Annotated in this window: 23 protein-coding genes and 1 tRNA gene; 19 read left to right on the top strand and 5 right to left on the bottom strand. The window is 70.9% G+C overall.

The features are described from left to right. Nucleotides 1–63: 63 nt before the first annotated feature. Complete coding sequence (locus OG299_RS13850; RefSeq protein WP_327361642.1) at nt 64–465, bottom strand: DUF6479 family protein; 402 nt, start codon at nt 463–465, stop codon at nt 64–66. A 143-nt stretch (nt 466–608) separates the two neighbouring features. Here OG299_RS13850 and OG299_RS13845 point away from each other — a divergent pair, with 143 nt between their 5' ends. Continuing rightward, nucleotides 609–932 (top strand): plasmid stabilization protein, encoded by a 324-nt coding sequence (locus tag OG299_RS13845; RefSeq protein WP_327361641.1) that lies wholly within the window; start codon nt 609–611, stop codon nt 930–932. A gap of 30 nt (nt 933–962) precedes the next feature. On the opposite strand, the gene OG299_RS13840 is transcribed toward OG299_RS13845, so the two are convergent. Beyond that, a complete protein-coding gene (locus OG299_RS13840) occupies nt 963–1,943 on the bottom strand; it encodes an XdhC family protein (protein WP_327361640.1) in 981 nt (326 codons plus the stop codon). A gap of 239 nt (nt 1,944–2,182) precedes the next feature. Between OG299_RS13840 and OG299_RS13835 the strand changes: the two genes are divergently transcribed. Together OG299_RS13835 and OG299_RS13830 are read left to right on the top strand one after the other, a co-directional pair. Next, entirely contained in the window at nt 2,183–3,463 is a 1,281-nt protein-coding gene (locus OG299_RS13835) for an alpha/beta fold hydrolase (protein ID WP_327361639.1), read from the top strand. A gap of 260 nt (nt 3,464–3,723) precedes the next feature. Next, nucleotides 3,724–4,458 (top strand): collagen-like domain-containing protein, encoded by a 735-nt coding sequence (locus tag OG299_RS13830; RefSeq protein WP_327361638.1) that lies wholly within the window; start codon nt 3,724–3,726, stop codon nt 4,456–4,458. 69 nt (nt 4,459–4,527) lie between these two features. Here OG299_RS13830 and OG299_RS13825 read toward each other — a convergent pair whose 3' ends face one another. From OG299_RS13825 to OG299_RS13815, 3 genes are all read right to left on the bottom strand, one after another. After that, complete coding sequence (locus OG299_RS13825; protein WP_327361637.1) at nt 4,528–5,802, bottom strand: glycosyltransferase; 1,275 nt, start codon at nt 5,800–5,802, stop codon at nt 4,528–4,530. Then, nucleotides 5,799–6,383 (bottom strand): tetratricopeptide repeat protein, encoded by a 585-nt coding sequence (locus OG299_RS13820; protein ID WP_327361636.1) that lies wholly within the window; start codon nt 6,381–6,383, stop codon nt 5,799–5,801. Before OG299_RS13820 ends, OG299_RS13825 begins: the two co-directional genes overlap by 4 nt. 450 nt (nt 6,384–6,833) lie before the next feature. Beyond that, nucleotides 6,834–6,905, bottom strand: a tRNA-Arg gene (locus OG299_RS13815). Between the two features lie 153 nt (nt 6,906–7,058). Here OG299_RS13815 and OG299_RS13810 point away from each other — a divergent pair. The 16 genes from OG299_RS13810 to OG299_RS13735 all read left to right on the top strand — a co-directional run bounded on the left by OG299_RS13810 (nt 7,059) and on the right by OG299_RS13735 (nt 25,036). Beyond that, nucleotides 7,059–7,481: a response regulator gene (locus tag OG299_RS13810; RefSeq protein WP_405700785.1), complete on the top strand. Its 423-nt coding sequence runs from the start codon at nt 7,059–7,061 to the stop codon at nt 7,479–7,481. A gap of 68 nt (nt 7,482–7,549) precedes the next feature. Next, nucleotides 7,550–8,485, top strand: coding sequence for an ArgS-related anticodon-binding protein NrtL (gene nrtL / locus OG299_RS13805; protein ID WP_327361635.1), 936 nt, complete (start codon nt 7,550–7,552; stop codon nt 8,483–8,485). Nucleotides 8,486–8,504: 19 nt separating this feature from the next. Continuing rightward, on the top strand, nt 8,505–9,896 hold the full coding sequence (lysA, locus tag OG299_RS13800; RefSeq protein WP_327361634.1) for a diaminopimelate decarboxylase: 1,392 nt from the start codon (nt 8,505–8,507) through the stop codon (nt 9,894–9,896). Nucleotides 9,897–10,063: 167 nt separating this feature from the next. After that, complete coding sequence (locus OG299_RS13795) at nt 10,064–11,368, top strand: homoserine dehydrogenase (RefSeq protein WP_327361633.1); 1,305 nt, start codon at nt 10,064–10,066, stop codon at nt 11,366–11,368. A 6-nt stretch (nt 11,369–11,374) separates the two neighbouring features. After that, nucleotides 11,375–12,445, top strand: a complete 1,071-nt coding sequence (gene thrC, locus OG299_RS13790) for a threonine synthase (protein WP_327361632.1) — start codon at nt 11,375–11,377, stop codon at nt 12,443–12,445. A 318-nt stretch (nt 12,446–12,763) separates the two neighbouring features. Further along, nucleotides 12,764–13,690, top strand: a complete 927-nt coding sequence (gene thrB / locus OG299_RS13785; RefSeq protein ID WP_030295292.1) for a homoserine kinase — start codon at nt 12,764–12,766, stop codon at nt 13,688–13,690. Nucleotides 13,691–14,124: 434 nt separating this feature from the next. Beyond that, nucleotides 14,125–16,224 (top strand): transcription termination factor Rho, encoded by a 2,100-nt coding sequence (gene rho / locus OG299_RS13780; RefSeq protein WP_327361631.1) that lies wholly within the window; start codon nt 14,125–14,127, stop codon nt 16,222–16,224. 353 nt (nt 16,225–16,577) lie between these two features. Continuing rightward, nucleotides 16,578–17,684 (top strand): LCP family protein, encoded by a 1,107-nt coding sequence (locus OG299_RS13775; RefSeq protein ID WP_327361630.1) that lies wholly within the window; start codon nt 16,578–16,580, stop codon nt 17,682–17,684. A gap of 183 nt (nt 17,685–17,867) precedes the next feature. Beyond that, nucleotides 17,868–18,086 carry a 50S ribosomal protein L31 gene (gene rpmE, locus OG299_RS13770; protein WP_030153765.1) on the top strand — a complete coding sequence of 73 codons (219 nt, stop codon included), beginning with the start codon at nt 17,868–17,870 and terminating at the stop codon, nt 18,084–18,086. Nucleotides 18,087–18,197: 111 nt separating this feature from the next. Next, nucleotides 18,198–19,277 (top strand): peptide chain release factor 1, encoded by a 1,080-nt coding sequence (gene prfA / locus OG299_RS13765; RefSeq protein ID WP_266625418.1) that lies wholly within the window; start codon nt 18,198–18,200, stop codon nt 19,275–19,277. Nucleotides 19,278–19,339: 62 nt separating this feature from the next. Then, nucleotides 19,340–20,185, top strand: a complete 846-nt coding sequence (prmC, locus tag OG299_RS13760; RefSeq protein ID WP_030008688.1) for a peptide chain release factor N(5)-glutamine methyltransferase — start codon at nt 19,340–19,342, stop codon at nt 20,183–20,185. A 49-nt stretch (nt 20,186–20,234) separates the two neighbouring features. Next, a complete protein-coding gene (locus OG299_RS13755; RefSeq protein ID WP_008738155.1) occupies nt 20,235–20,882 on the top strand; it encodes an L-threonylcarbamoyladenylate synthase in 648 nt (215 codons plus the stop codon). After that, a complete protein-coding gene (locus OG299_RS13750; RefSeq protein WP_389869309.1) occupies nt 20,879–21,568 on the top strand; it encodes an arsenate reductase/protein-tyrosine-phosphatase family protein in 690 nt (229 codons plus the stop codon). The genes OG299_RS13755 and OG299_RS13750 overlap by 4 nt, the downstream gene beginning before the upstream one ends. Nucleotides 21,569–21,644: 76 nt before the next feature. After that, the gene (gene glyA / locus OG299_RS13745; protein WP_266625416.1) at nt 21,645–22,874 is read left to right on the top strand and encodes a serine hydroxymethyltransferase; all 1,230 of its coding nucleotides are present in this window, start codon (nt 21,645–21,647) and stop codon (nt 22,872–22,874) included. Between the two features lie 116 nt (nt 22,875–22,990). Next, nucleotides 22,991–24,313: an MraY family glycosyltransferase gene (locus OG299_RS13740; protein WP_327361629.1), complete on the top strand. Its 1,323-nt coding sequence runs from the start codon at nt 22,991–22,993 to the stop codon at nt 24,311–24,313. 285 nt (nt 24,314–24,598) lie between these two features. After that, nucleotides 24,599–25,036, top strand: coding sequence for a Cg1360 family ATP-synthase-associated protein (locus OG299_RS13735; protein WP_266625414.1), 438 nt, complete (start codon nt 24,599–24,601; stop codon nt 25,034–25,036). The last annotated feature ends 209 nt before the right edge of the window (nt 25,037–25,245 follow it).

Genomic DNA, 25,245 nt, shown 5'->3' with positions numbered 1-25,245 from the left:
GACGCCTCCGACCTGCGCCGCGGGGTGGCGCAGGTCGCAGGCGTCATGACGGGTCGGACCGGGTCAGGCGTTCCCGCTCGGCTTGTACACCGGAGGCTCACCGTGCGGGGGCTGCTGCGGCCCCGGGTACTGCGGCGGGTTGCGGTACCCGGACTCGCGCTCGGCCCTGACGTCCTCGGGATGGCTGGAGGTGGTGGAGCCGAAGTTCCCGTAGCCCTGCATTTCGTGCGGGCGCAGCCCGCCCTCGGGGATCTCCACCTGATCGCGTTCCTCGCGCACCTCGTAGACCGCGCCACCGTCCGGCAGGTGGGGCTGGCTCTCGGCGGTCGGTGGCGGGGGCTCCTTGGCCCGGACCCGCTGGCCCAGCTTGAAGGCGCCGAGCAGGAAGCCGACCACGGCAATCCCGACGACCAGGAACCACGCGATGTGGGCCAGCGTCTGGTCCAGACTCAAGGTCACGTCCATACGTTGTATTTTCCCGCACTGATTCCGGTTTCACCCGAAAGCCAGGGAGATCCTCCGATTTGCGTACCGGGCGACTACCGTGCCGCATCAGGGGCAGGTGCAGGGACGACCGCCCCGAGAGGCGCCCCGGAAGGAGCCCGATAATGCCCCGCGGATCTTCACCCGAACGAGAACGCCAGTACGAGCACATCAAGGAGAGCGCCGAGCAGCGCGGCGAGTCCGAGCAGCGGGCCAAGGAGATCGCCGCCCGGACCGTCAACAAGGAACGGGCCCGGGCCGGCGAGTCCAAGACCGCGAGCAAGTTGTCTCTGGAGGACATGTCCTCCAGTCGGCGCGGCGGCCTGCACTCCCATTCGGGCGCGCAGGGGCCGACGTACGAACAGCTCTACGCGGAGGCCAGGCGCCGCAACATCCGCGGGCGCTCCGACATGAACAAGACGCAGCTCAAGCGCGCACTCGGCACCTGAGACCCGGCCGCGCCCCGGGCGGTACAGCTTCTAGCGCAGCGGCCCGTCGGAGTCCCGCAGCGCCCGGACCTCGTAGCCCCCGAGCACGGCCAGGATCTCCGCGCAGATGGCCAGCGCCGTCTCCGCGGGTGTCCGGGCCCCCAGGTCCAGGCCGATCGGCCCGTGCACCCGCGCCAGGTCCGCCTCGGACACACCGGAGGCGATCAGCCCCTCGCGCCGCCGCGCGGTGGTCTTGCGGGACCCGAGGGCGCCGACGTACGGAATCCCGAGCGCGAGCGCGCTGCGTACGGTCGGCACGTCGAACTCCGGGTCGTGGCTCAGCATCACCAGGCAGGCGGCGTCCCGGCGCGCGGCCAGCAGCTTCTCGGCCTCCGCGACCGAGCCGACGAGGCCTGCGCCCCACCCGAGCAGCAGGGCCTGCGCCTCGATGATCTCGGCGAGCTCGCCGCCCCCGCCGATGACCACGTACGGCGCGGACGGGTACGCCTCCACGAACACCAGCCCGTGCTCCCCGTACAGCGCGTCCCGCCCCGGCCGGCGCGTGGCCAGCAGCTCGCCGGCCCGCCGCTCGGCGTCGTTGGCGGGCAGGTCGACGGCCCGTACGACCTCGCTCAGGGCCTGCCCCGCCTGCTCGTCGAGCCGGGTCACGAGCGCCACCCCGGCGCCCTCGCCGAGCAGGTCCCACCACTCGGCGGGTACGGCCGACAGCGGCTGCAGCAGGATCTCGGCCCGCCCGCCGCAGGTCAGCTTCGCCAGGGCCGCCTCGTCGGCCCCCACCGAGACGTCGCACACCCGGGCGGTGGCCCCGGCGGCCATGGCTCCGGCCTCCGCCACCAGCTCGGCGTCGAAGACCCCGTGGTACAGGGCCCCGACGCATTCCCCCCGCGCATCGACGAGCAGGGCCCCGGCGGGATCCCGCGGCCCGAACCCCTGCTCGGCCACCGGCCGGGCCAGGAACCCGGCCCGCCCCTCGGCCACCCACTGCCGCGCCGTCTCCACCAGCTCACGCATCGCGCCGCCCCATCCTCGTCGTCAGAGCCCGCCCCAAAGCACCTGGTCAGCGGCGCAACGCGGCCTCACGGCCAACCTATGCACGCACCCCACCCCTACCCATCCCTCAAAACCCACAGACCCGGACCCACCTCCCTCGTACAGACCACCGGACCGGACCGCCCGTTGCCCGACTTGCACGCGGGCGCCGGGAGGCGTTGTTTCGAAGTACGGCAGAGAACGTTGGGGGATGACCCGGAATGCTCTTCACGGACCGCGACGACGCAGGACGAAGGCTCGGTACGGCGCTGCGGATTTACGCGGCGGACGGGCCCGTCGTCCTGGGGCTGCCCCGGGGCGGGGTCCCGGTGGCCTTCCACGTGGCGCACGCCCTCGGGGCCCCGCTCGACGTGATCGTCGTCCGCAAGCTCGGGGTCCCGTACCAGCCCGAGCTGGCGTTCGGCGCGATCGGCGAAGGCGGCGTACGCGTGATCAGCGACGACATCGTCCGCCGCGGCCGGCTCAGCCCGCAGGACATCGCCTCCGTCGAGCGGGCGGAGCAGGCGGAACTGACCCGCCGGGCCGCCCGCTACCGCGCGGGCCGGCCGCAGCAGGACCTCCACGGCCGGACGGTGATCGTCGTGGACGACGGCATCGCGACCGGTGCCACCGCCGCGGCCGCCTGCCAGGTCGTACGGGCGCAGGGCGCGACCCGGGTCGTCATGGCCGCCCCCGTGGCCCCGCCGGAGGCGCTGACCCGGGTGGCCGCGGTGGCCGACGAGGTGGTCTGCCTCTCCACACCGCCGGGCTTCTCCTCGGTCGGCCAGTGGTACCGGGACTTCTCCCAGACCCCGGACGAGGAGGTCGTCTCCCTCCTCACGCAGGCCGTACGGCAGCCCCCGGCCACCACGGAGGACGTCTCCGTCCCCGCGGCAGGACTGCACCTCCCCGGCGACCTGACCCTCCCGCCGGCCGCGCAGGCCGTGGTCGTGTTCGCGCACGGCTCGGGCAGCAGCCGCCACAGCCCCCGCAACCGCCAGGTGGCCAGTTCCCTGAACCGGGCCGGCCTGGGCACCCTGCTGTTCGACCTGCTCACCCCGGGCGAGGAGGCGGACCGCGCCAACGTCTTCGACATCGGGACCCTGGCCGCCCGCCTCGCCGAAGCCACCGGCTGGCTCGCGACCCGCACCTCGGCCCCGGTCGCCTACTTCGGCGCGAGCACGGGTGCAGCAGCCGCCCTCGCCGCGGCCGCGTCCCCGGATTCACCCGTGTACGCGGTGGTCTCCCGCGGCGGCCGCCCGGACCTGGCGGGTCATCACCTCGCCGCCGTCCGGGCCCCCACCCTCCTCGTGGTCGGCTCGGAGGACTCCCTCGTCCTCACCCTCAACCGCGCGGCGCAGGCCCGGCTGCGCTGCGAGAACCGCCTGGAGGTCGTCGAGGGAGCCACCCACCTCTTCGAGGAACCGGGAGCCCTCCACGAGGTGTCCGTCCTCGCCGAGCGGTGGTTTACCACCCACCGGCCGAGTGCCCCCATGCGCTGAGGAACGGAATTCACCGGACGAGCACCTGCCGGTTTCCCACGGAGGGTAATTCTTCGAAATGTGGCCCTCCGTGAATGCCATGCATTGAGGCCGCCCGGGTGATCCTCGCCGGGACATGCGCCGTCACGTAATCATTCGATCGCCGAACGTCAACAATGGCTTCGTTCGTAGCCAGAGGCGAGGTGCCGCGCATTCAAATGAGGCGCACGGAGTGCGCGCGCTTGCGGCGTGACCCCTCCAAGTCCGTGAGGAAGATTCTCTTGAGTCATCGAACGACCCGAACCACGCGCCTGAAGACGGCCACGATGGTGGGGGCCGGCGTACTCGCCGTCGCGCTCAACGTCGTCCCGACGACGACGGCCATCGCCGACGCGATCCACCGTTCCGGCACCACCGACAGCTCCGTGGCACTGCCCGGCCCGGCAGGCGTCGTCGCGGGCGGCGACCACGGCGGCAAGGACGGCGACCACGGCAAGGGCCGCGGCCCGCAGGGCCCGCAAGGCAAGCCGGGCAGGCCGGGCCACCCGGGCCGGCCGGGAGTCCAGGGCCCGCAGGGCTTCCAGGGCTTCCAGGGCGCTCAGGGCAACCAGGGCTTCCAGGGCAACCAGGGCTTCCAGGGCTTCCAGGGCGACCAGGGGTTCCAGGGCGTGCCGGGCACCGGCAGCCAGGGCAGCCAGGGCAACCAGGGCTTCCAGGGTGAGCCGGGCCAGCAGGGCAACCAGGGCAACCAGGGAAGCCAGGGCAACCAGGGCTTCCAGGGCTTCCAGGGTGAGACGGGCACGGTGACCACCTACGTCAACGAGGTCACCGGCACCACGACGGCGACCGCCACGTGCAACGACGACGACCTCGCCACCGGCGGCGGGTTCCAGACCGCCAACGGCACCGTGCGCAGGAGCCGCCCCCTCGGCACTCCCCCGAACGGGTGGCAGGCCACGACCACGGCCGCCCAGCCGATCACCGCTTACGTGGTGTGCGTCGCCTCGACCCCGTAAGTCCTCGACCGAACGACGGGTGCCCCGGGGCTTCGGCCCCGGGGCACCCGTCGTTTCAGTGGCGCCCGCTCAGACCAGCAGCAGCCCGCCGCACCGCGCCGCGCCGTCCTTCATCGCGATGAGGTTGGCGACCACGTACGAGATGTCGTTCTTGGAGTGCCATTCGCTCGGGAAGTAGGTGACCAGCCGCGAGGACTGGAACCGGGCCTCGATGCTGGGCACGAAGGTGCGGTACTGATCGTCGGTGTAGTACCAGAACGAGTTCTCGTTGTAGTACGCCACGTGGGTCGGGTCCTGGTAGGCGCCGCGGCCGTCCGAGCTGGGCGTCATGGTGAGGAGCATCCCGCCGGGCGCCAGCAGCCGGTACATCTCGTTGATCAGCGGCACCTTCGCGGGCACGTGCTCGAGGAAGTCCACCGCCCGCATCAGGCCGACGGAGCCGTCGGGCAGGTCCAGCTTCCCGGGCAGCGTCGCGACGATGTCGACGCCCTTGCCCGGGTACTGGTCCACGCCGAGGTAGCCGGGGGGCTTGCGGTGGGCCGCGCCGAGGTCCAGCGCGAGCAGCCCGCGCCGGTGGGTCCAGGCGAGGGCGTTCGCCTCGATGTACTTGTCGTACAGGACGACCGTCTCGCGCTGGATGTGCGCGTTGATCTCCGGGTCGCTCTGGGTGTTCGCGGGGTGCACCCGCTGGAGGTACAGGCAGCGGTTGACGTGGTGGAAGTCGCCGATGTGGAACAGGCGGCACATCAGGTCCTGGTCGTCCAGGACCGTACGGCCGGCGTCGTACCCGCCGGCCTGCTCGTAGGCGTCCTTGCGGAAGGCCCGCACGTGGTTGGGTGCGTACCAGATGTAGGCGACGTTGTGCGGGGTCGGCGCCATGGAGACGATCTGCTGGAGCTTGCGGCCGTCGACGTCCACCTCCTCGTACTGCCAGCCGCAGGCCTCGTCCCACCGCGAGTCGTCCCGGGCCCCGTCCTCGGTGATCTGCGCGGTGTTGCTGTAGACGAAGACGGCCTCGGGGTTCTCGTCGAACGCCGTGGCGAGCTCCGCCAGACACGACTTCGCCAGCAGGTCGTCGTGGTCGAGTTCCACGAGGATCTCGCCGCGCGCCAGTTCGCAGGCCCTGCGCTTCGCGGCCCCGACGCCCCGGAGCTCGTCCGCGATCTCCACGCGGACCCTCTCGTCGGGTTGCTCCGGCCGCCACCGGGCGCCGTTGTTGAGCAGGACGACCCACTCCCAGTCCGGACAGGTCTGCGCCTGCAGCGTCGCCAGGCACTCGTCGAGGAAACGAGGCCGGTGGCTGGGGGTGAAAACGGAGAACCTCGGGGTCGCGGTCGACGTCATCTGGTGCTCCCTGCTGGGGTCGATGTCGGTGAGGGGCTTGCGAATTCCCGGAACCGCTCCGGTACTTGGGAGCGGAGCGAGGGATCGGCCAGGGCGGCGCGACGGAACGCGCCGCCGGCCTCGTCGGAACGTCCCTGGTCCGCCAGGATGTATCCGAGGTGCAGATGGGCCGTGGCCGCCTTCGGATCGGCGGCGACGGCGCGCTTCAGGAGTCCGGCGGCCCGGTCGGGCTCGGTCGGCTTCAGCAGGATCGCCTCGTTGAAGAGAGCCGACGTGAACGCCGGGTCGATCTTCAGGGCTTTGTCGTACGACACGAGGGCGTCGGCCGCCTTGCCGTCCTGCTGCGCGATGACGCCCAGGTTGTACCAGGCGAGCTTGTTGCGGGGATCCAGCTCCACCACGCGCCGGAACGTACGGGCGGCCCCTTCGGAGTCGTGCCGGTCCGCCTGCACAAGGGCGCCTTGCAGCAGCGCATTTGCCTCTTGGGCCTTCAGGTTCACCGACGGGCTCTTGGATTCCGGGGCGGCTGCCGAATGGGACTGGACCGCCCAGACGGCCACCCCGGCACCCACCGCAGCCACGCCGGCGATTCCGGCCCACCATCGCCTTCGTTTCACTCTGTCACATCTCGTGGAATCGGGAGGGACGGAGATGCGGGCAGCAACCCCCGACAGCGTCGAAGGCCGAACCCCCATCATTTCCGCCGACGTTACGATTCCGCCCGGGTGATGCCGCCGTATGGCAGGCAATTGGGATGCAAGACCACTCGAATGTACGCATGAAAGAACGGGTTAGCCGAATGGAATTCCGCGAATTGTCCTCTCCAATAAGGAGGTTGGATCCACCACTCGGACCCACGGTGCCCACGCAGAGCGCCGCGCCCCGCCCCGCACCCGCGCAAGCCCCGCCGGCCTCGCACCGGGCGCAGCGTGGGGCCCGGCCGCAGGGCGCGCCCGCGGGACGCAGACGCAAAAAGACCCCGTTCTCAGCGTTGCCGCTGATGGCGGGGTCTTCGGGCACTTCCTGCGAAGTGCCCCCGGCAGGATTCGAACCTGCGCACACGGCTCCGGAGGCCGTTGCTCTATCCCCTGAGCTACGGGGGCGTGTCATTCGCGTTGCGGCGACGGGTTGAACACTACCAGCTTCCCCGGGGTGATCAGAAACGAGTTGCGGGGGAGGGGGAGGCGGGTCGCTCGGAGGGGGTGGAAGTGGCAAAAACCCGGACGCGGGGGCTTAGGCGGACCTACTCTCGAGTTGTGTCAGGCGCCTCGGGCCGGGTGCTTGTTGTCGACGACAACAAGGTCATCCGGCAGCTGATCAAGGTCAATCTCGAGCTGGAGGGCTTCGAGGTAGTGACCGCGAACGATGGTGCCGAGTGTCTGGACATCGTGCACCGCGTGTGCCCCGACGTGATCACCCTTGATGTGGTCATGCCCCGGCTGGACGGGTTCGGGACGGCCGCCCAGCTGCGCGCCGATCCGCGGACGCGGCACGTGCCCGTCGCCATCGTCAGCGCCTGTACGCATCACGAGGTGGAGGCCGGGATCGAGGCCGGGGTCGATGCGTTCCTCGCCAAGCCCTTCGAGCCCGCCGAGCTCGTACGGGTCGTACGCCGGCTCATCGAGCGCAAGGACCGGCGGGAGCGGAAGGGAGCCCCCGCGGGGCGGGGGAGAGGGTAGCGGCGGCCGGCTGTTCACATGGCGAAACCGTTCGCGGGATGGGTGGGCTTCTCGCCTAGGCTGGTCCCGTGATCCCCGCCGACCTCTCCCGTACCGTCGTACGCGCCGTGCGCTGCGCCGTCGAGGAGGGGGAGCTGCCCGCCGAGGCGGGTGTGCCCGAGCGGGTCGTCGTCGAGCGGACCCGCCCCGGCGGGGTGGGGGACTACGCGACCCCCGTGGCCTTCCAGGTCGCCAAGACGGCCGGACGCCCGCCCCTCGACGTCGCCGGTGTGCTGGCCCGGCGGCTCGGCGCCGTTCCCGGCATCGAGCGCGTCGAGGTCACCGGTCCCGGATTCCTCAACTTCGTGATGGACCGCACGCCCGCCGACGTACTCGTACGCGAAGTACAGGCGCGCGGGCTGCGGTACGGGTTCACCCCCGACACCGAACTGCGGGCGCGCGTCGTGCGCGAAGCCGTCCTGCGGATCGAGCTCAGCCAGGGCCGGACCGGCGCCGCCCCCGTCAAGGCCGCGCCCGTGGCCCGGCGGGACGGCGACGTCGTCGCCGCGTACGGGGCCGACGCCGCCGGCTGGGCCATGCTCGCCGTCGCGCCGCACGAGACCCCCGCCTTCGACGAGCGGCTGCTCGTGCAGGACGAGTCCAACGAGTTCTTCCGCGTGCGGTACGCCCACGCGCGGAGCCGGGCCCTGTCGCGCAACGCCGCCCGGCTCGGGTTCCGGAGCGGGCCCGGTGACGTCGAGGGCGCCGAACGGCTGGTGAGCGTCCTCGCCGACTACCCCCTCGTACTCGAAGCCGCCGCGCACCGGCGGGCGCCGGAACAGCTCGTCCGGTTCCTCGTCCGCGCCGCCGACGAGCTGCTCGATTTCCAGCACTGCGTCCTGCCCGAGGGGGACGAGAAACCCTCGGCCGCCCACCGTGCCCGGCTGGCTCTTGCCGAAGCCGCCGGGACGGTGCTGGCCGGTGGCCTGGCCCTGCTCGGCATGGACGCACCTGACTGCCTGTGATCTGCGAAGAGAGATACCGATGAGCCGTTCCGCGCACCCCGCCGGGCCCCGCCACGCCGACGTCCTGCCCGAAGGGCACTACTCCCCGCCGCCCGCCGACCTCAACGCGCTCGACGAGAAGGTCTGGGCCCGGACCGTACGACGGAACGCCGACGGTGTCGTGACGGTGGGCGGCATCCCCGTCACCGCCCTCGCCGAGGAGTTCGGGACGCCCGCGTACTTCCTCGACGAGGAGGACTTCCGGGCCCGGTGCCGCGCCTGGGCGCACGCCTTCGGGCCGGACGCCGACGTCTTCTACGCCGGGAAGGCGTTCCTCTCCAAGGCCGTCGTGAAGTGGCTGCAGGAAGAGGGGCTGAACCTCGACGTGTGCTCCGGCGGGGAGCTGGCCACCGCGCTCGCCGCCAAGATGCCCGCCGGGCGGATCGCCTTCCACGGCAACAACAAGTCCGCCCGGGAGATCACCCGGGCCGTCGAGGCCGGGGTCGGTCGCATCGTGCTCGACTCCTTCCAGGAGATCGCTCGAGTCGCGCACATCGCCCGTGAGCTCGGCGTGCGCCAGCCCGTCCAGATCCGCGTGACCGTCGGCGTCGAGGCGCACACGCACGAGTTCATCGCGACCGCGCACGAGGACCAGAAGTTCGGCATCGCCGTCGCCGACGGCAGCGCGGCGGAGGCCGTCCGCCGCGCGCTCGGGCACGACAGCCTCGAGCTGCTCGGCGTCCACTCCCACATCGGCTCGCAGATCTTCGACATGGCCGGCTTCGAGGTGTCCGCCAAGCGGGTGGTCCGGCTGCTGGCCGCCGTACGCGACGAGCACGGCGTCGAGCTGCCCGAGATCGACCTCGGCGGCGGCCTCGGCATCGCGTACACCTCCTCCGACGACCCGCGCGAGCCCCACGAGATCGCCAAGGCCCTGCGCGAGATCGTCGCCCGCGAATGCGAGTCCGCCGGGCTGCGCGCGCCCCGCATCTCCGTCGAGCCCGGCCGGGCCATCGTCGGGCCCACGGCCTTCACGCTGTACGAGGTCGGCACGATCAAGCCGCTCGAGGGGCTGCGTACGTACGTCTCCGTCGACGGCGGCATGTCCGACAACATCCGCACCGCCCTCTACGACGCCGAGTACGCGGTGACCCTCGTCTCCCGCGTCTCCGACGCCGAGCCCATGCTCGTCCGCGTCGTCGGCAAGCACTGCGAGAGCGGTGACATCGTGGTGAAGGACGCCTTCCTGCCGGCCGACCTGGCCCCGGGGGACCTCCTCGCCGTACCCGCCACCGGGGCGTACTGCCGCTCCATGGCCAGCAACTACAACCACGCGCTGCGGCCGCCCGTCGTGGCCGTGCGCGACGGGGAGGCCCGAGTGATCGTGCGGCGCGAGACGGAGGAAGATCTCCTGCGTCTCGACCTTGGATGAACCGCATATTTCCGGGGGAAGCCCCCAGAACCCCAAAATAGGTGCCGATAGGTGTCTCACTCAATGGACCGAGGATGGAAAGTGCTGTCCATTGAGTGAGACTGGTTGAGACTCGGCGCGCAACCCGCGCGCCGGGTGGTGATGGAAGATCGAAAGGCGTAGGTCGAATGATGCGTACGCGTCCGCTGAAGGTGGCGCTGCTGGGCTGTGGAGTGGTCGGCTCAGAGGTGGCGCGCATCATGACGACGCACGCCGACGACCTCGCGCAGAGGATCGGCGCGCCCGTCGAGCTCGCCGGCGTGGCCGTGCGCCGTCCCTCCAAGGTGCGCGAGGGCATCGACCCGGCGCTGGTCACCACCGATGCGACCGCCCTCCTCAAACGCGGCGACATCGACGTCGCCATCGAGGTCATCGGCGGCATCGAGCCCGCCCGCACCCTCATCACCACCGCCTTCGAGCACGGCATCTCCGTCGTCTCGGCGAACAAGGCGCTGCTCGCCCAGGACGGCGCCGCCCTGCACGCCGCAGCCGAGCAGCACGGGCTGGACCTCTACTACGAGGCCGCCGTCGCCGGCGCCATCCCGCTGGTCCGCCCGATGCGCGAGTCCCTCGCCGGCGACAAGATCAACCGGGTGATGGGCATCGTCAACGGCACCACGAACTTCATCCTCGACAAGATGGACTCCACCGGCGCCGGGTACCAGGAGGCGCTCGACGAGGCCACCGCCCTCGGGTACGCCGAGGCCGACCCGACCGCCGACGTCGAGGGCTACGACGCCGCCGCCAAGGCCGCGATCCTGGCCGGCATCGCCTTCCACACCCGGGTCCGCCTCGACGACGTCTACCGCGAGGGCATGACCGAGGTCAGCGCCGCGGACTTCGCCTCCGCCAAGCGCATGGGCTGCACCATCAAGCTCCTCGCGATCCTGGAGCGCGCCGCGGACGGGCAGTCCGTCACTGCTCGAGTGCACCCGGCGATGATTCCGCTCAGCCACCCGCTGGCGTCCGTCCGCGAGGCGTACAACGCCGTCTTCGTCGAGGCCGAGGCCGCCGGGCGGCTCATGTTCTACGGGCCCGGCGCGGGCGGTTCTCCGACCGCCTCGGCGGTCCTGGGCGACCTCGTCGCCGTCTGCCGCAACAAGCTCGCCGAGGCAACGGGGCCCGGCGAGTCGGCGTACACCCAGCTGCCGGTCAGCCCCATGGGCGACGTCGTCACGCGGTACCACATCAGCCTCGATGTGGCCGACAAGCCGGGCGTCCTCGCCCAGGTGGCGACGACGTTCGCGGAGCACGGTGTCTCGATCGATACCGTACGACAGCAAGGACGTCCGGACGGGGTCGGCAACGAAGCCTCCCTCGTCGTCGTCACCCACCGCGCACCCGACGCCGCCCTCTCCGGGACCGTCGAGGCGCTGCGGAAGCTGGACACCGTGCGCGGTGTCGCCAGCATCATGCGTGTTGAAGGGGAGTAAGGACCCATGAGCAGCAATCGCACCCACCAGTGGCGCGGCATCATCGAGGAGTACCGGGACCGCCTGCCGGTGACGGACACGACTCCCGTGGTCACGCTCCGCGAGGGCGGTACTCCCCTCGTCCCCGCGCAGGTGCTCTCCGAGCGCACCGGTTGCGAGGTGCACCTGAAGGTCGAGGGCGCGAACCCGACGGGGTCCTTCAAGGACCGCGGCATGACCATGGCGATCAGCAAGGCCAAGGAGGACGGCGCCAAGGCCGTCATCTGCGCCTCCACGGGCAACACCTCGGCCTCCGCCGCCGCGTACGCGGTGCGCGCCGGGATGGTCTCGGCCGTCCTCGTGCCCCGCGGCAAGATCGCGCTGGGCAAGATGGGTCAGGCCCTGATCCACGGCGCCAAGATCCTGCAGGTGGACGGCAACTTCGACGACTGCCTGGACCTGGCCCGCGCGCTGTCCGACAACTACCCGGTCGCGCTGGTCAATTCCGTCAATCCGGTGCGCATCGAGGGCCAGAAGACCGCCGCGTTCGAGATCGTCGACGCGCTCGGCGACGCCCCCGACATCCACGTGCTGCCCGTCGGCAACGCCGGCAACATCACCGCGTACTGGAAGGGCTTCAAGGAGTACAAGGCCGACGGCCTGGCCTCCCGTACGCCCCGCGTGTGGGGTTTCCAGGCCTCCGGTTCCGCACCCATCGTGCGCGGCGAGGTCGTCAAGGAGCCGCACACCATCGCGACCGCGATCCGCATCGGCAACCCGGCCTCGTGGGACTACGCGCTCGCCGCGCGCGACGAGTCGGGCGGCTTCATCGACGAGGTGACGGACCGCCAGATCCTGGCTGCATACCGCCTGTTGGCCGCGCAGGAGGGCGTCTTCGTCGAGCCCGCCTCGGCCGCGTCCGTCGCCGGCCTGCTCAAGGCCGCCGAGCTGGGCCTGGTCGACCCCGGCCAGAAGATCGTATGCACCGTCACCGGAAACGGACTCAAGGACCCCGACTGGGCGGTCGCCGGCGCTCCGCAGCCGGTCACCATCCCGGTCGACGCGGAGGCCGCGGCCGTCCGCCTCGGCCTGGTCTGACCCGGTCCGACACCGTGGCAGCACCCTGAGTTGCCGGGTTCCGGAAAGCCTTCGGAACCCGGCAACTCGGGTCGTACGGCACAAAAGTCAACGGCATTCAGCGCAATCCACCGGAAGACACCGACACGCATCGTGCGCCTCCTGTGCGCCCTATGTCGCGAGAGAACCTTCCTTCGATACGCTGTACTTACATCCGCCACCGCGCATATGACCGTGGTGCTGCCCAGAGGGCCTTCGGGTGTCGTACGTTCTCCAGTACATTCGCAGCGAGCCAGCGAAGATCTCGTCTCGCACAGTCACAAGGAGTGTCATCGGACGATGGCCGGTCCAGCGTTCCGCGCCGCCGCCGTACGGGTGCGCGTCCCCGCCAGCAGTGCCAACCTCGGCCCGGGTTTCGACGCCCTCGGCCTGGCCCTGGGGCTCTACGACGACGTGGTCGTCCGGGTGGCCGACTCCGGCCTGAACATCGACATCGCGGGCGAGGGCGCCGACACCCTCCCGCGGGACGAGAGCCACCTGCTCGTACGCTCCATGCGCACCGCCTTCGACCTGCTGGGCGGGCAGCCGCGCGGCCTCGAGGTCGTCTGCGCCAACCGCATCCCGCACGGCCGCGGCCTCGGGTCCTCCTCGGCCGCCATCTGCGCCGGCATCGTCGCCGCCCGCGCCGTGACCATAGGCGGAGAGGCCAAGCTCGACGACGCGGCCCTGCTCGAACTGGCCACGGAGATCGAGGGCCACCCCGACAACGTCGCCGCCTGTCTCCTCGGCGGCTTCACCCTCGCCTGGATGGACGGCGGCAGCGCCAAGGCGATCCGTATGGAGCCCGCCGATTCCATCGTTCCGGTGGTCTTCGTCCCCTCCAAGCCGGTCCTGACGGAGACTGCACGCGGCCTGCTGCCGCGCAACGTCCCGCACGTGGACGCGGCCGTCAACGCAGGTCGCGCAGCCCTGCTCGTCGAAGCCCTGACCAGGCGTCCCGAGTTGCTGCTGCCGGCCACAGAAGACCGGCTCCACCAGGAGTACCGGTCCCCGGCGATGCCCGAGAGCGTGGCACTCGTCAACCGGCTGCGGGCGGACGGCATCCCCGCGGTCATCTCCGGCGCGGGCCCCACGGTCCTCGCGCTGGTCGACAACGGTGCGGCCGACAAGGTCGCGCAGCTCGCGGGCGAGGGATGGGCGGCGAACCGGCTCGCCCTCGACGCCGCGGGCGCGAGCGTACTTCCGCTGGGCACCCAGGGCGGCTAGGCCGTATGGGCATACCCGCCAGGGGCGGGCGGTCAGGGCAGGCCGCCCGCGCGGAAGGCGCGATTGCCGGTGATTGAGAGGGGGAATATCTGTTGGATCCGGTAGTGTTACTCTCAAGTGTGCAGCCGAAGCCGCCATGGCTCGGTGCTCAGTGTCCCCATCCGGGACCACCTTTCTTCCGGGAGCCTCCCCGACTGCTTTGATCGCTTCCAGCAGTTTCGAGCACGCTCCGGAATCGGCGTGACATTCCCACGCTTCCAGCTCGGGGGCTTCTCGCCGGAACCACCCATGCACGTTTCTCTCCGCCGTATCTCTACCGGCGGACCACCGCCCCGGCCGCGGTCCATGACCCATCAGGTAATGGTCCGTTGCCGGACAGCACAACCGGTCGCCGAGCCAGACAGGCCGACGTCCGCTCCAGGGAAGGACCCTTCGTGAGCGACACCACCGATCTGATGGGCGCTGCCGACACCAATGTCGACACCAGTGCCCCCGCCGCGGGCGCCGCGGCGACCACTGCCGGACGTCGGCGCCGCTCCGGCACCGGCCTCGAGGGCATGGTCCTGGCCGAGCTGCAGCAGGTCGCGTCGGGCCTTGGTATCAGGGGCACTGCGCGGATGCGCAAGAGCCAGCTGATCGAGGTCATCAAGGAGGCGCAGGCGGGCAGTGGTGCCCCCAAGGCCGCGGCTCCCGCCGCCGACGCCGCCGAGGCCAAGCCGAAGCGCCGCGCCACCAGCAAGGCCCGTACGGGTGAGGCCGCCGCCGAGGCGCCCGCCGAGAAGCCTGCCGCGCAGGCGCAGATCGAGATCCCGGGCCAGCCGGCCTCCGACGACGCCCCGGCCGGCGAGCGCCGCCGGCGTCGGGCCACGGCCCCCTCCGGCAGCCCGGAGACCGCGGCCCCCGCCGCCGTGCAGGTCGAGGCGAAGACCGAGACCACCACCGCGACCGCGCCGGCCGAGGCCAAGGCCGAGGCCGCGACCGCCGTCTCCGCGCCCGCCCAGGAGGGCGAGGGCCGCGGCCGGCGCGACCGCCGCGACCGCGGGGACCGTGCCGAGCGCGGCGAGCGCCAGCGCGACCGCCGTGACCGCGGTGCCAAGGCCGACGAGCCGGGCCAGGGCGCCCAGGGTCAGGGCCAGGGCCAGGGCCAGGGTCAGGCCGGCCAGGGTCAGGGCGGCGGCCAGGGCGGCGGCCGTCAGGACCGCCAGCAGCAGGGCGGCCGTCAGGACCGTCAGCAGCAGGGCCGTCAGGACCGTCAGGCCCCCCAGGGCAACGGCCCCGAGGACGACTTCGACGGCGAGGACGGCCGTCGCGGCCGTCGCGGCCGCTACCGCGACCGCCGTGGCCGTCGTGGCCGCGACGAGTTCGCGCCGAGCGAGCCGCAGGTCGCCGACGACGACGTCCTGATCCCCGTCGCGGGCATCCTGGACATCCTCGACAACTACGCGTTCATCCGGACCTCGGGCTACCTGCCCGGCCCCAACGACGTGTACGTCTCCCTCGCCCAGGTCCGCAAGGCGGGTCTGCGCAAGGGCGACCACACCACCGGTGCCGTGCGCCAGCCCAAGGACGGCGAGCGCCGCGAGAAGTTCAACGCCCTCGTGCGGCTGGACTCGGTGAACGGCATGGCGCCCGAATCCGGCCGCGGCCGACCGGAGTTCCAGAAGCTGACCCCGCTGTACCCCCAGGACCGCCTCCGTCTGGAGACCGACCCGGGTGTGCTGACGACCCGCATCATCGACCTCGTGTCGCCGATCGGCAAGGGCCAGCGAGGCCTGATCGTGGCCCCGCCGAAGACCGGCAAGACCATGATCATGCAGGCGATCGCCAACGCGATCACGGTCAACAACCCCGAGTGCCACCTGATGGTCGTCCTGGTCGACGAGCGTCCGGAAGAGGTCACCGACATGCAGCGGTCGGTCAAGGGCGAGGTCATCTCCTCGACCTTCGACCGCCCGGCCGAGGACCACACCACCGTCGCCGAGCTGGCCATCGAGCGCGCCAAGCGCCTCGTCGAGCTGGGTCACGACGTGGTCGTCCTGCTGGACTCCATCACCCGTCTGGGCCGCGCGTACAACCTCGCGGCGCCCGCCTCCGGCCGCATCCTGTCCGGTGGTGTCGACTCGACCGCGCTGTACCCGCCGAAGCGCTTCTTCGGTGCCGCGCGCAACATCGAGGACGGCGGCTCGCTGACCATCCTGGCCACCGCGCTGGTCGACACCGGCTCGCGCATGGACGAGGTGATCTTCGAGGAGTTCAAGGGCACCGGCAACATGGAGCTCAAGCTCGACCGGAAGCTCGCCGACAAGCGCATCTTCCCGGCCGTCGACGTCGACCCGTCGGGCACCCGCAAGGAGGAGATCCTCCTCAACAGCGAGGAGCTCGCCATCGTCTGGAAGCTGCGCCGCGTGCTGCACGCGCTCGACTCGCAGCAGGCCATCGAGCTCCTGCTCGACAAGATGAAGCAGACGAAGTCGAACGCCGAGTTCCTGATGCAGATCGCCAAGACGACCCCGTCGGGCAAGAACGACGACTGACCGTCGCCGCACCGCATCACCGGGACCGCCCCCACCGCACGCGCGGTGGGGGCGGTCCCGTGTTTTCGGGGTGTTCTCTGACGTTTTGGCATGTTTTCCGCGGGTGCGAGCTTCGCCACACTCGCGGTTTTCGTGAACCTCGCGGCCACTGTGTGCGTCCCCCCGGGAAACCGCAGGTGGGCGCGGTGCCACGCCGTGCTCCTCCCACCCCCGCCGCCGCAGTGCGGCCGGCACGGGGCCCGCGTCGGCCGTGGAACCCTGGAGGGCATTCGGCCGTCTGTGTCAGAGGGCAGTGCGGGGAGGCCACTGGGCCGGGCGTCCGGCCGGGAACGCATTTCAGGACTGAGGAGAGCATGAGCGAGGACAGCAGGGGCAGCGGCCGGCGTGCCGCGGGCCGGCGCCGACGGAAACCCTCGAAGGGGCGCAAGGCCCTCGTCATCGCCGCGTGGAGCGCCGCCGGCGTGGTCCTCGTGGGCGGGGCGGGTCTCGGCTGGTTCTACTTCCACCTGAACGGGAACCTGAAGACGGTCGACATCGACCAGGCGCTCGGCAAGGACCGCCCGCAGAACGTCGACAACGGCTCGATGGACATCCTCGTCCTCGGCTCCGACTCCCGCGGCGGCGCGAATTCCGAGTACGGCCAGGACGACGGCGGCTCGGCCCGCTCCGACACGGCGATGATCGTCCACCTGTACGACGGCCACAAGAAGGCCACCGTCGTCTCGATCCCGCGCGACACCATGGTCAACCGGCCGCCGTGCACGCTGAGCAACGGCAAGACCGAGCGCGGCAGCTCGCGCTCGCAGTTCAACGAGGCGTTCACCATCGGCGGGGCCGCCTGCGCGGTCAAGACCGTCGAGAAGATGTCGGGGATCCGCATGGACCACTACATCGAGGTCGACTTCACGGGCTTCAAGAAGATCATCGACAACCTCGGCGGCGTCCAGCTCACCACCACCAAGCCCATCAAGGACTACGGGAGCCACCTCGACCTCCCGGCCGGCCCCAACAAGCTGAACGGCGAGCAGGCCCTGGGCCTCGTACGGACCCGCAAGACCGTCGGCGACGGCAGCGACCTGGGCCGAATACAGCTGCAGCAGGCGTTCATGAAGGCCCTGATCAAGCAGGTCAAGGGCATCGGCGTCTTCGACAACCCCAAGCGGCTGCTCGACCTCGCCGACACCGGCACCAAGGCGCTCACCACCGACAAGTCCCTCGGCGACGTGAAGTCCCTGATGGGCTTCGCCCAGAGCCTCCAGGGCATCGACGCCCAGGACATGAAGATGATCACCCTGCCCGTGGGTCCGGACGCCCGCGACCCCGACCGGGTCGCCCCGCTGACCAAGGAGTCCAAGATGGTCTGGGACGCCCTGCTGGCCGAGCAGCCGGTCCCCGCCGAGGCCACCGCGAACTCGATGGGTGACAAGGGAACGGCCGGCTCGATCGTCCAGCAGCCGTAAAAGGCCTGCTCAGGAGCGTTCGGCAGCAACGTGGAATAGATGCCGCCCCCGCCCCGTTGAGGGAGGCGTCCTCAGAATTTTGACAGGCAGCCCGGTCCTGGCAGACTGGTCTGTCGGCCCCGGTTCACGCAGTGCGCAATTCGGCTCCTGCGACCCGGCGCCCTCCCGAATCTAGGAGACACCTTGAAGCGCGATGTTCACCCCGAGTACGTCGAGACCCAGGTCAGCTGCACCTGTGGCGCGTCGTTCACCACCCGCAGCACCCTGACCGAGGGCACCATCCGTGCCGAGGTCTGCTCCGAGTGCCACCCGTTCTACACGGGCAAGCAGAAGATCCTCGACACCGGTGGCCGCGTCGCCCGCTTCGAGGCCCGCTTCGGCAAGGCTGCCGGCTCGAAGTAGCGAGCCCCCGGCGCCGGACCCCGGCTGCACCCTGTCCACACGGGGGCAGCCGGACCGGCGCCTTTGTCGTCCCGCAGCCCTTTTTCGTACTTTTCACCCCAGGAGCCCCCGATGTTCGAGGCGGTCGAGGAACTGGTCGGCGAGCACGCCGACCTTGAGAAGAAGCTCGCCGACCCTTCGGTCCACTCGGATCAGGCCAACGCGCGCAAGCTCAACAAGCGCTATGCGGAGCTGACCCCGATCGTCGCGACCTTCCGTGCCTGGAAGCAGTCCGCCGAGGACATCGAGACGGCGAAGGAGTTCGCGGTCGACGACCCGGACTTCGCGGCCGAGGTGAAGGAACTGAGCGCGCAGCGCGAGGAGCTCACCGAGAAGCTCCGCCTGCTGCTCGTCCCGCGCGACCCCAGCGACGACAAGGACGTGCTCCTGGAGATCAAGGCGGGCGCGGGCGGCGACGAGTCCGCCCTGTTCGCCGGCGACCTGCTGCGCATGTACCTGCGCTACGCGGAGCGCGTGGGCTGGAAGACCGAGATCATCGACTCCACCGAGTCCGAGCTCGGCGGCTACAAGGACGTCCAGGTCTCCGTCCGCACCAAGGGCGGCAACGGTGCCACCGAGCCCGGCCAGGGCGTCTGGGCCCGTATGAAGTACGAGGGCGGCGTGCACCGCGTCCAGCGTGTTCCGGCCACCGAGTCCCAGGGCCGCATCCACACCTCCGCCGCCGGCGTGCTCGTCACCCCGGAGGCCGAGGAGGTCGAGGTCGAGGTCAACATGAACGACCTCCGCATCGACGTGTACCGCTCGTCGGGCCCCGGCGGCCAGTCCGTCAACACCACCGACTCGGCCGTGCGCATCACGCACCTCCCCACCGGTGTGGTCGCCTCCTGCCAGAACGAGAAGAGCCAGCTCCAGAACAAGGAGCAGGCGATGCGCATCCTGCGGTCGCGCCTGCTGGCCGCCGCCCAGGAGGCCGCCGAGCAGGAGGCCTCCGACGTGCGCCGCAGCCAGGTGCGCTCGGTGGACCGCTCCGAGAAGATCCGGACGTACAACTTCCCGGAAAACCGGATCTCGGACCACCGGACCGGATTCAAGGCGTACAACTTGGACCAGGTGCTCGACGGCGACCTCGATTCGATGATCCAGGCCTGCGTCGACGCGGACTCGGCCGCCAAGCTGGCGTCCGCGCACTGATCCCCGCCCGACCTGCACCACCCCCGCTCCACCCCCGTACGACAGCAGCCCGGAGGACCAGCGTGAACTTGCTGCTTGCCGAGGTGGCCCAGGCCACCCAGCGGCTGGCCGCCGCCGGCGTGCCCTCACCGCGCTTCGACGCGGAGGAGCTCGCGGCCTTCGTGCACGGCGTCAAGCGGGGGGAACTGCACCACGTCAAGGACGCGGACTTCGACGCCCGCTACTGGGAGGCCGTCGCCCGCCGCGAGGCGCGCGAGCCGCTCCAGCACATCACCGGCCGCGCCTTCTTCCGGTACCTGGAGCTCCAGGTCGGGCCCGGGGTCTTCGTGCCCCGGCCCGAGACCGAGTCGGTCGTGGACTGGGCCATACACGCCGTCCGGGCGATGGACGTCGTCGAGCCGCTGATCGTGGACCTGTGCACCGGGTCCGGCGCCATCGCGCTGGCCATGGCGCAGGAGGTGCCGCGCTCGCGCGTGCACGCGGTCGAGCTGTCCGAGGACGCCCTGCGGTGGACCCGCAAGAACGCCGAGGGCTCCCGGGTCACCGTCCACCAGGGCGACGCCCTGAGCGCGCTGCCCGAGCTGGACGGCCAGGTCGACCTGGTGATCTCGAACCCGCCGTACATCCCGCTCACGGAGTGGGAGTACGTGGCCCCCGAGGCCCGCGACCACGATCCGGAGATGGCCCTCTTCTCCGGCGAGGACGGCCTCGACACCATCCGCGGCATCGAGCGCACCGCGCACCGGCTGCTGAGGCCCGGCGGCATCGTCGTCATCGAGCACGCCGACACCCAGGGCGGCCAGGTCCCGTGGATCTTCGCGGAGGAGCGCGGCTGGGCCGACGCCGCCGACCATCCCGACCTGAACAACCGCCCGCGCTTCGCCACCGCCCGCAAGGCCCTGCCGTGACGGGCGCGACCCACCCCTCCACCCCCCTGCTGCACGAGGAGTCCCGCTGATGGCCCGGCGATACGACTGCAACGACGCGACGGACCGCAAGACGGGTCTGCGTGAAGCCGCATCCGCCGTGCGCCGCGGCGAGCTTGTCGTGCTGCCCACCGACACCCTCTACGGGATCGGCGCGGACGCCTTCAGCGCAGAGGCCGTCGGTGACCTGCTCGCCGCCAAGGGGCGCGGCCGCAACATGCCGACCCCGGTGCTCATCGGCTCCCCGAACACCCTGCACGGCCTCGTCACGGACTTCTCCGAGCAGGCCTGGGAGCTCGTCGACGCCTTCTGGCCGGGCGCGCTGACACTGGTCGCCAAGCACCAGCCCTCGCTCGCCTGGGACCTGGGGGAGACCCGCGGCACCGTGGCCGTCCGCATGCCGCTGCACCCCGTCGCCATCGAGCTGCTCACCGAGGTCGGCCCCATGGCCGTGTCCTCGGCGAACCTGTCCGGGCACCCGGCGCCGGAGGACTGCGACGCGGCGCGCGAGATGCTGGGCGACTCCGTGTCCGTGTACCTGGACGGCGGTCCGACGCCCGGGATCCAGCCCTCGTCGATCGTCGACGTCACCGGGAAGGTTCCCGTCCTGCTGCGCGAGGGGGCACTGACCGCCGAGCAGCTGCGGGAGGTCGTACCCGACCTCGAGGTGGCCCCGTGAGCCCTCAGGGGCGTGGCATAGCAAGCGGGCACACCTCCGGCGCCGACCACGGCTGGGGGGACTCCCACCCGGCAGCGGCCGGAGGGGACACCTTCCGCATCCTCCACGTCAGCACCGGCAACGTGTGCCGCTCGCCCATCACCGAGCGGCTGACCCGGCATGCGCTGGCGCACCGGCTGGGGGGCATCCCGGCGAGCGACCTGATCGTGGAGAGCGCGGGGACCTGGGGCCACGAGGGTGCCCCGATGGAGGCGAACGCGGCGGCCGTGCTCGCGGATTTCGGTGCGGACGCCTCCGGTTTCACCGGGCGGGAGCTGCTGGACGAGCACGTCATACGCGCCGACCTGGTGCTGACCGCCACGCGCGACCACCGTGCGCAGGTCATCTCGATGGGGCACTCGGCAGGGCTGCGCACGTTCACGCTGAAGGAGTTCACCCGGCTGGTGCGGGCCATAGATCCGGCCACGCTGCCGCCGCTGGACGACGGCGTCGCCGAGCGGGCCCGTGCCCTGGTGCGGGCTGCGGCCGCGCTGCGGGGGTGGCTGCTGGCGCCTTCGCCCGACGCGGACGAGGTGTACGACCCGTACGGGGCGCCGATCACCTTCTTCCGCTCGATCGGCGACGAGATCAACCAGGCGCTGGACCCGGTGGTCACGGCCCTGACAGGCGTCACGGCCCGGCGCTGACGGGCATCTCCGCAGGGCGGGATCAGAGCCCCGGGCCTAGAGTGGGCCTATCCGGGACCGGCCACTGGGAGTCGCCATGAGCGTCATCACCCCGCCCACGGACCTGCTGCGGCAGCAGGATCCGCAGATGGCCGATGTGCTCGCGGGGGAGGCGCAGCGCCAGGCCACCACCCTGCAGCTGAGCGCCGCCGAGAACTTCACCTCGCCCGCCGTGCTCGCAGCGCTCGGCTCGGCGCTCGCCAACAAGTACGCCGAGGGCTATCCCGGCCATCGGTACCACGGCGGCTGCGAGTACGCCGACCTCGCCGAAGGGCTGGCCGTCGAGCGGGCCCGCGCGCTGTTCGGGGTCGAGCACGCCAACGTGCAGCCGCATTCCGGTTCCGCCGCCGTGCTGGCCTCGTACGCCGCGCTGCTGCGGCCCGGGGACACGGTGCTGGCGATGGGGCTCGCGTACGGCGGACACCTCACCCACGGTTCGCCGGCCAACTTCTCCGGGCGCTGGTTCGACTTCGTCGGGTACGGCGTCGACGCCGAGAGCGGCCTCATCGACTACCGGCAGGTGCAGGACCTGGCGCGGACGCACCGGCCCAAGGCGATCGTCTGCGGGTCGATCTCCTACTCGCGCCACCCGGAGTACTCGGTGTTCCGGGAGATCGCCGACGAGGTCGGGGCGTACCTCATCGCGGACGCCGCCCATCCGATCGGGCTCGTCGCCGGCGGGGCCGCGCCCAGCCCCGTCCCGTACGCCGACATCGTCTGCGCGACGACCCACAAGGTGCTGCGCGGCCCGCGCGGCGGGATGGTCCTGTGCGGCGCCGAGTTCGCCGAGCGGATCGACCGGGCGGTGTTCCCCTTCACACAGGGCGGCGCCCAGATGCACACCATCGCTGCCAAGGCGGTGGCCTTCGCCGAGGCCGCGGCGCCCGCGTTCACCACGTACGCCCATCGTGTGGTGGCCAATGCCCGGGTGCTGGCCGATGCGCTGGCGGCCAACGGCTTCGCGGTGACGACGGGCGGCACCGACACCCACCTGATCACCGCCGACCCGGCCCCGCTCGGCATCGACGGCCCGACCGCCCGAGGCCGGCTCGCCGCCGCCGGGATCGTGCTGGACACCTGCGCCCTCCCGTACGGGGACCAGCGCGGGATCCGGCTCGGTACGGCGGCCGTCACGACCCAGGGCATGCGGGAGCCCGAGATGGCGCGGATCGCCGCGCTGTTTGCCGCGGCACTGCGCGGGGAAGGCGCGAACACCCGCGCGGAAGTGGCCGAGCTGACGCGCGGATTTCCCCCGTACGGGGAGTAATCAGGACAAGCAGGGCGTACCGCAACCGCGATAGCGCCCCCTCGCGTCCTCGGTGAGGGGTACATCGCAGCTAATGTGTGGGGCTGAGATGGCCGGCGATACATCTGGGGCAGCCCGTGCGTGAATATCTGCTGACGCTTTGCGTCACGGTCGCGGTGACCTACCTGCTCACCGGGCCCGTGCGGAAGTTCGCGATCGCGGCCGGTGCGATGCCGGAGATCCGCGCCCGCGACGTGCACCGCGAGCCCACTCCGCGGCTCGGCGGCATCGCCATGTTCGGCGGACTGTGCGCGGGGCTGCTGGTCGCGGACCACCTGCGCAACCTCAACGGCGTCTTCGAGCTGTCGAACGAGCCGCGGGCGCTGCTCTCCGGAGCCGCCCTGATCTGGCTGATCGGCGTGCTCGACGACAAGTTCGAGATCGACGCCCTGATCAAACTCGGCGCGCAGATGATCGCCGCCGGTGTGATGGTCATGCAGGGCCTGACCATCCTGTGGATCCCCGTCCCGGGCATCGGGACGGTCGCGCTGACCCAGTGGCAGGGCAACCTGCTCACCGTGGCCCTCGTCGTGATCACCATCAACGCGGTGAACTTCGTGGACGGGCTCGACGGTCTGGCCGCCGGCATGGTCTGCATCGCCGCCGCCGCGTTCTTCCTCTACTCGTACCGGATCTGGTTCGGCTACGGCATCGAGGCGGCCGCGCCCGCGACGCTGTTCGCCGCGATCCTGATGGGCATGTGCCTCGGCTTCCTGCCGCACAACATGCACCCGGCCCGCATCTTCATGGGCGATTCCGGATCGATGCTCATCGGTCTGGTGCTGGCCGCCGCCGCGATCTCGATCACCGGGCAGGTGGACCCGGACACCATGGCCCTGTTCGTCGGCGGTGAGCGCAACACTGTGCACGCGATGATCCCGGTCTTCATTCCGCTTCTGCTCCCGCTGACGATCATCGCGATCCCGATGGCGGACCTGGTCCTGGCCATCGTGCGGCGTACGTGGAAGGGCCAGTCGCCGTTCGCGGCCGACCGCGGGCACCTGCACCACCGACTGCTGGAGCTCGGGCATTCGCACAGCCGCGCGGTGCTGATCATGTACTTCTGGTCAGGGCTGATCGCCTTCGGCGCGGTGGCGTATTCGGTGCACTCCGCCTCGATGTGGATCGTGCTCGCCATCGTCGGTCTGAGCGCGCTGGGCCTCGTCCTGCTGCTCCTGCCGCGCTTCACCCCGCGCGCCCCGCGCTGGGCCGAGGGTCTGGTCCCGCCGCGCTACCGGCACAGCGAGCGCGCCGCGGAGGCGGCCGCGCTCGACACCTCGGGCCGGGAGCCGGAGCCCGCCGGTCCGATCCGGGTCGGTGTCTCGGGCGTCAACGGAGCGACCGCGGTAGGCCCCCGTTCGCGCTTCCCCGACCGGCGTAAGGCTGAGTCGGCGCGCTGACGCCCGCGGTACATGTCGGACATGAACCGCCTTTACCACACACAACGGCGGCTTGTCGCGCACACACGGGCGGGTTAGCTCTCATGTGTGACAGTCAGCACACTCCGCAGGTAAAGCTCTCATCAAATAGTTTGTGATACCGTTCACTAAACCCGGCGACAGAGCCGAAGGACCGTAGTGCGACGGCCCATCGGCCCGAGGTTCGATCTCGGACCGGGCTTACGCTCGTCCCGTACGAGTTCCCGTACGAGTCCGTGCCCCCACCACCACGCGGAGCAAACCGCCATGCGGTCAGATGACGTCCGATCCCTCCTGCACGCCGCTGTACCCACGGCTGTCGCCGGCGCTCTCGCCGCCGTCATCAGCGCCGTGGTGGCAGGTGGCGAGGGAGCCCTTGGCGCCGTCATTGCCACGCTGGTCGTGATGCTGTTCATGGGCATCGGATTCATCGTTCTGCAACGCACCGCGAAATCGCTGCCGCACCTGTTCCAGGCCATGGGGCTAATGCTCTACACGGCCCAGATCCTGCTGCTCTTCGTCTTTCTCGCCGTGTTCAAGAACACGACGCTGTTCAACCCCAAGGCTTTCGCGATCACGCTCGTCGCCACCACCCTCGTGTGGATCGGCGCGCAGACGCGTGCTCACATGAAGGCCAAGATCCTCTACGTCGAACCGGACTCGACGAAGGGCGACAAGCCCGAAAATTCGGGGCCGAAGTCGTGAGGGGTAGGGCCGGGATAAGTGAGCGTTCGAGATGCTGCTATCGTCCGGTTCCAACTGCGGCATTGCGGGCGCGGGCATCTGAGCTGACGCCTGTTCCATCGCGAGGCTCGATGCCTGATCGCCGCCCCCACACCCGTAACACCAGTCCAGTGCCGAACAGCGGCTGTGCGCCGCGCCGACACAACGAGGTTGCCGTACCTATGCGCCAC

The organism is Streptomyces sp. NBC_01296, assembly GCF_035984415.1.
Lineage (GTDB): Bacteria > Actinomycetota > Actinomycetes > Streptomycetales > Streptomycetaceae > Streptomyces.
Note: the sequence above shows the minus strand (reverse complement) of the source record. Positions and strands in the feature narration are given on the sequence as shown.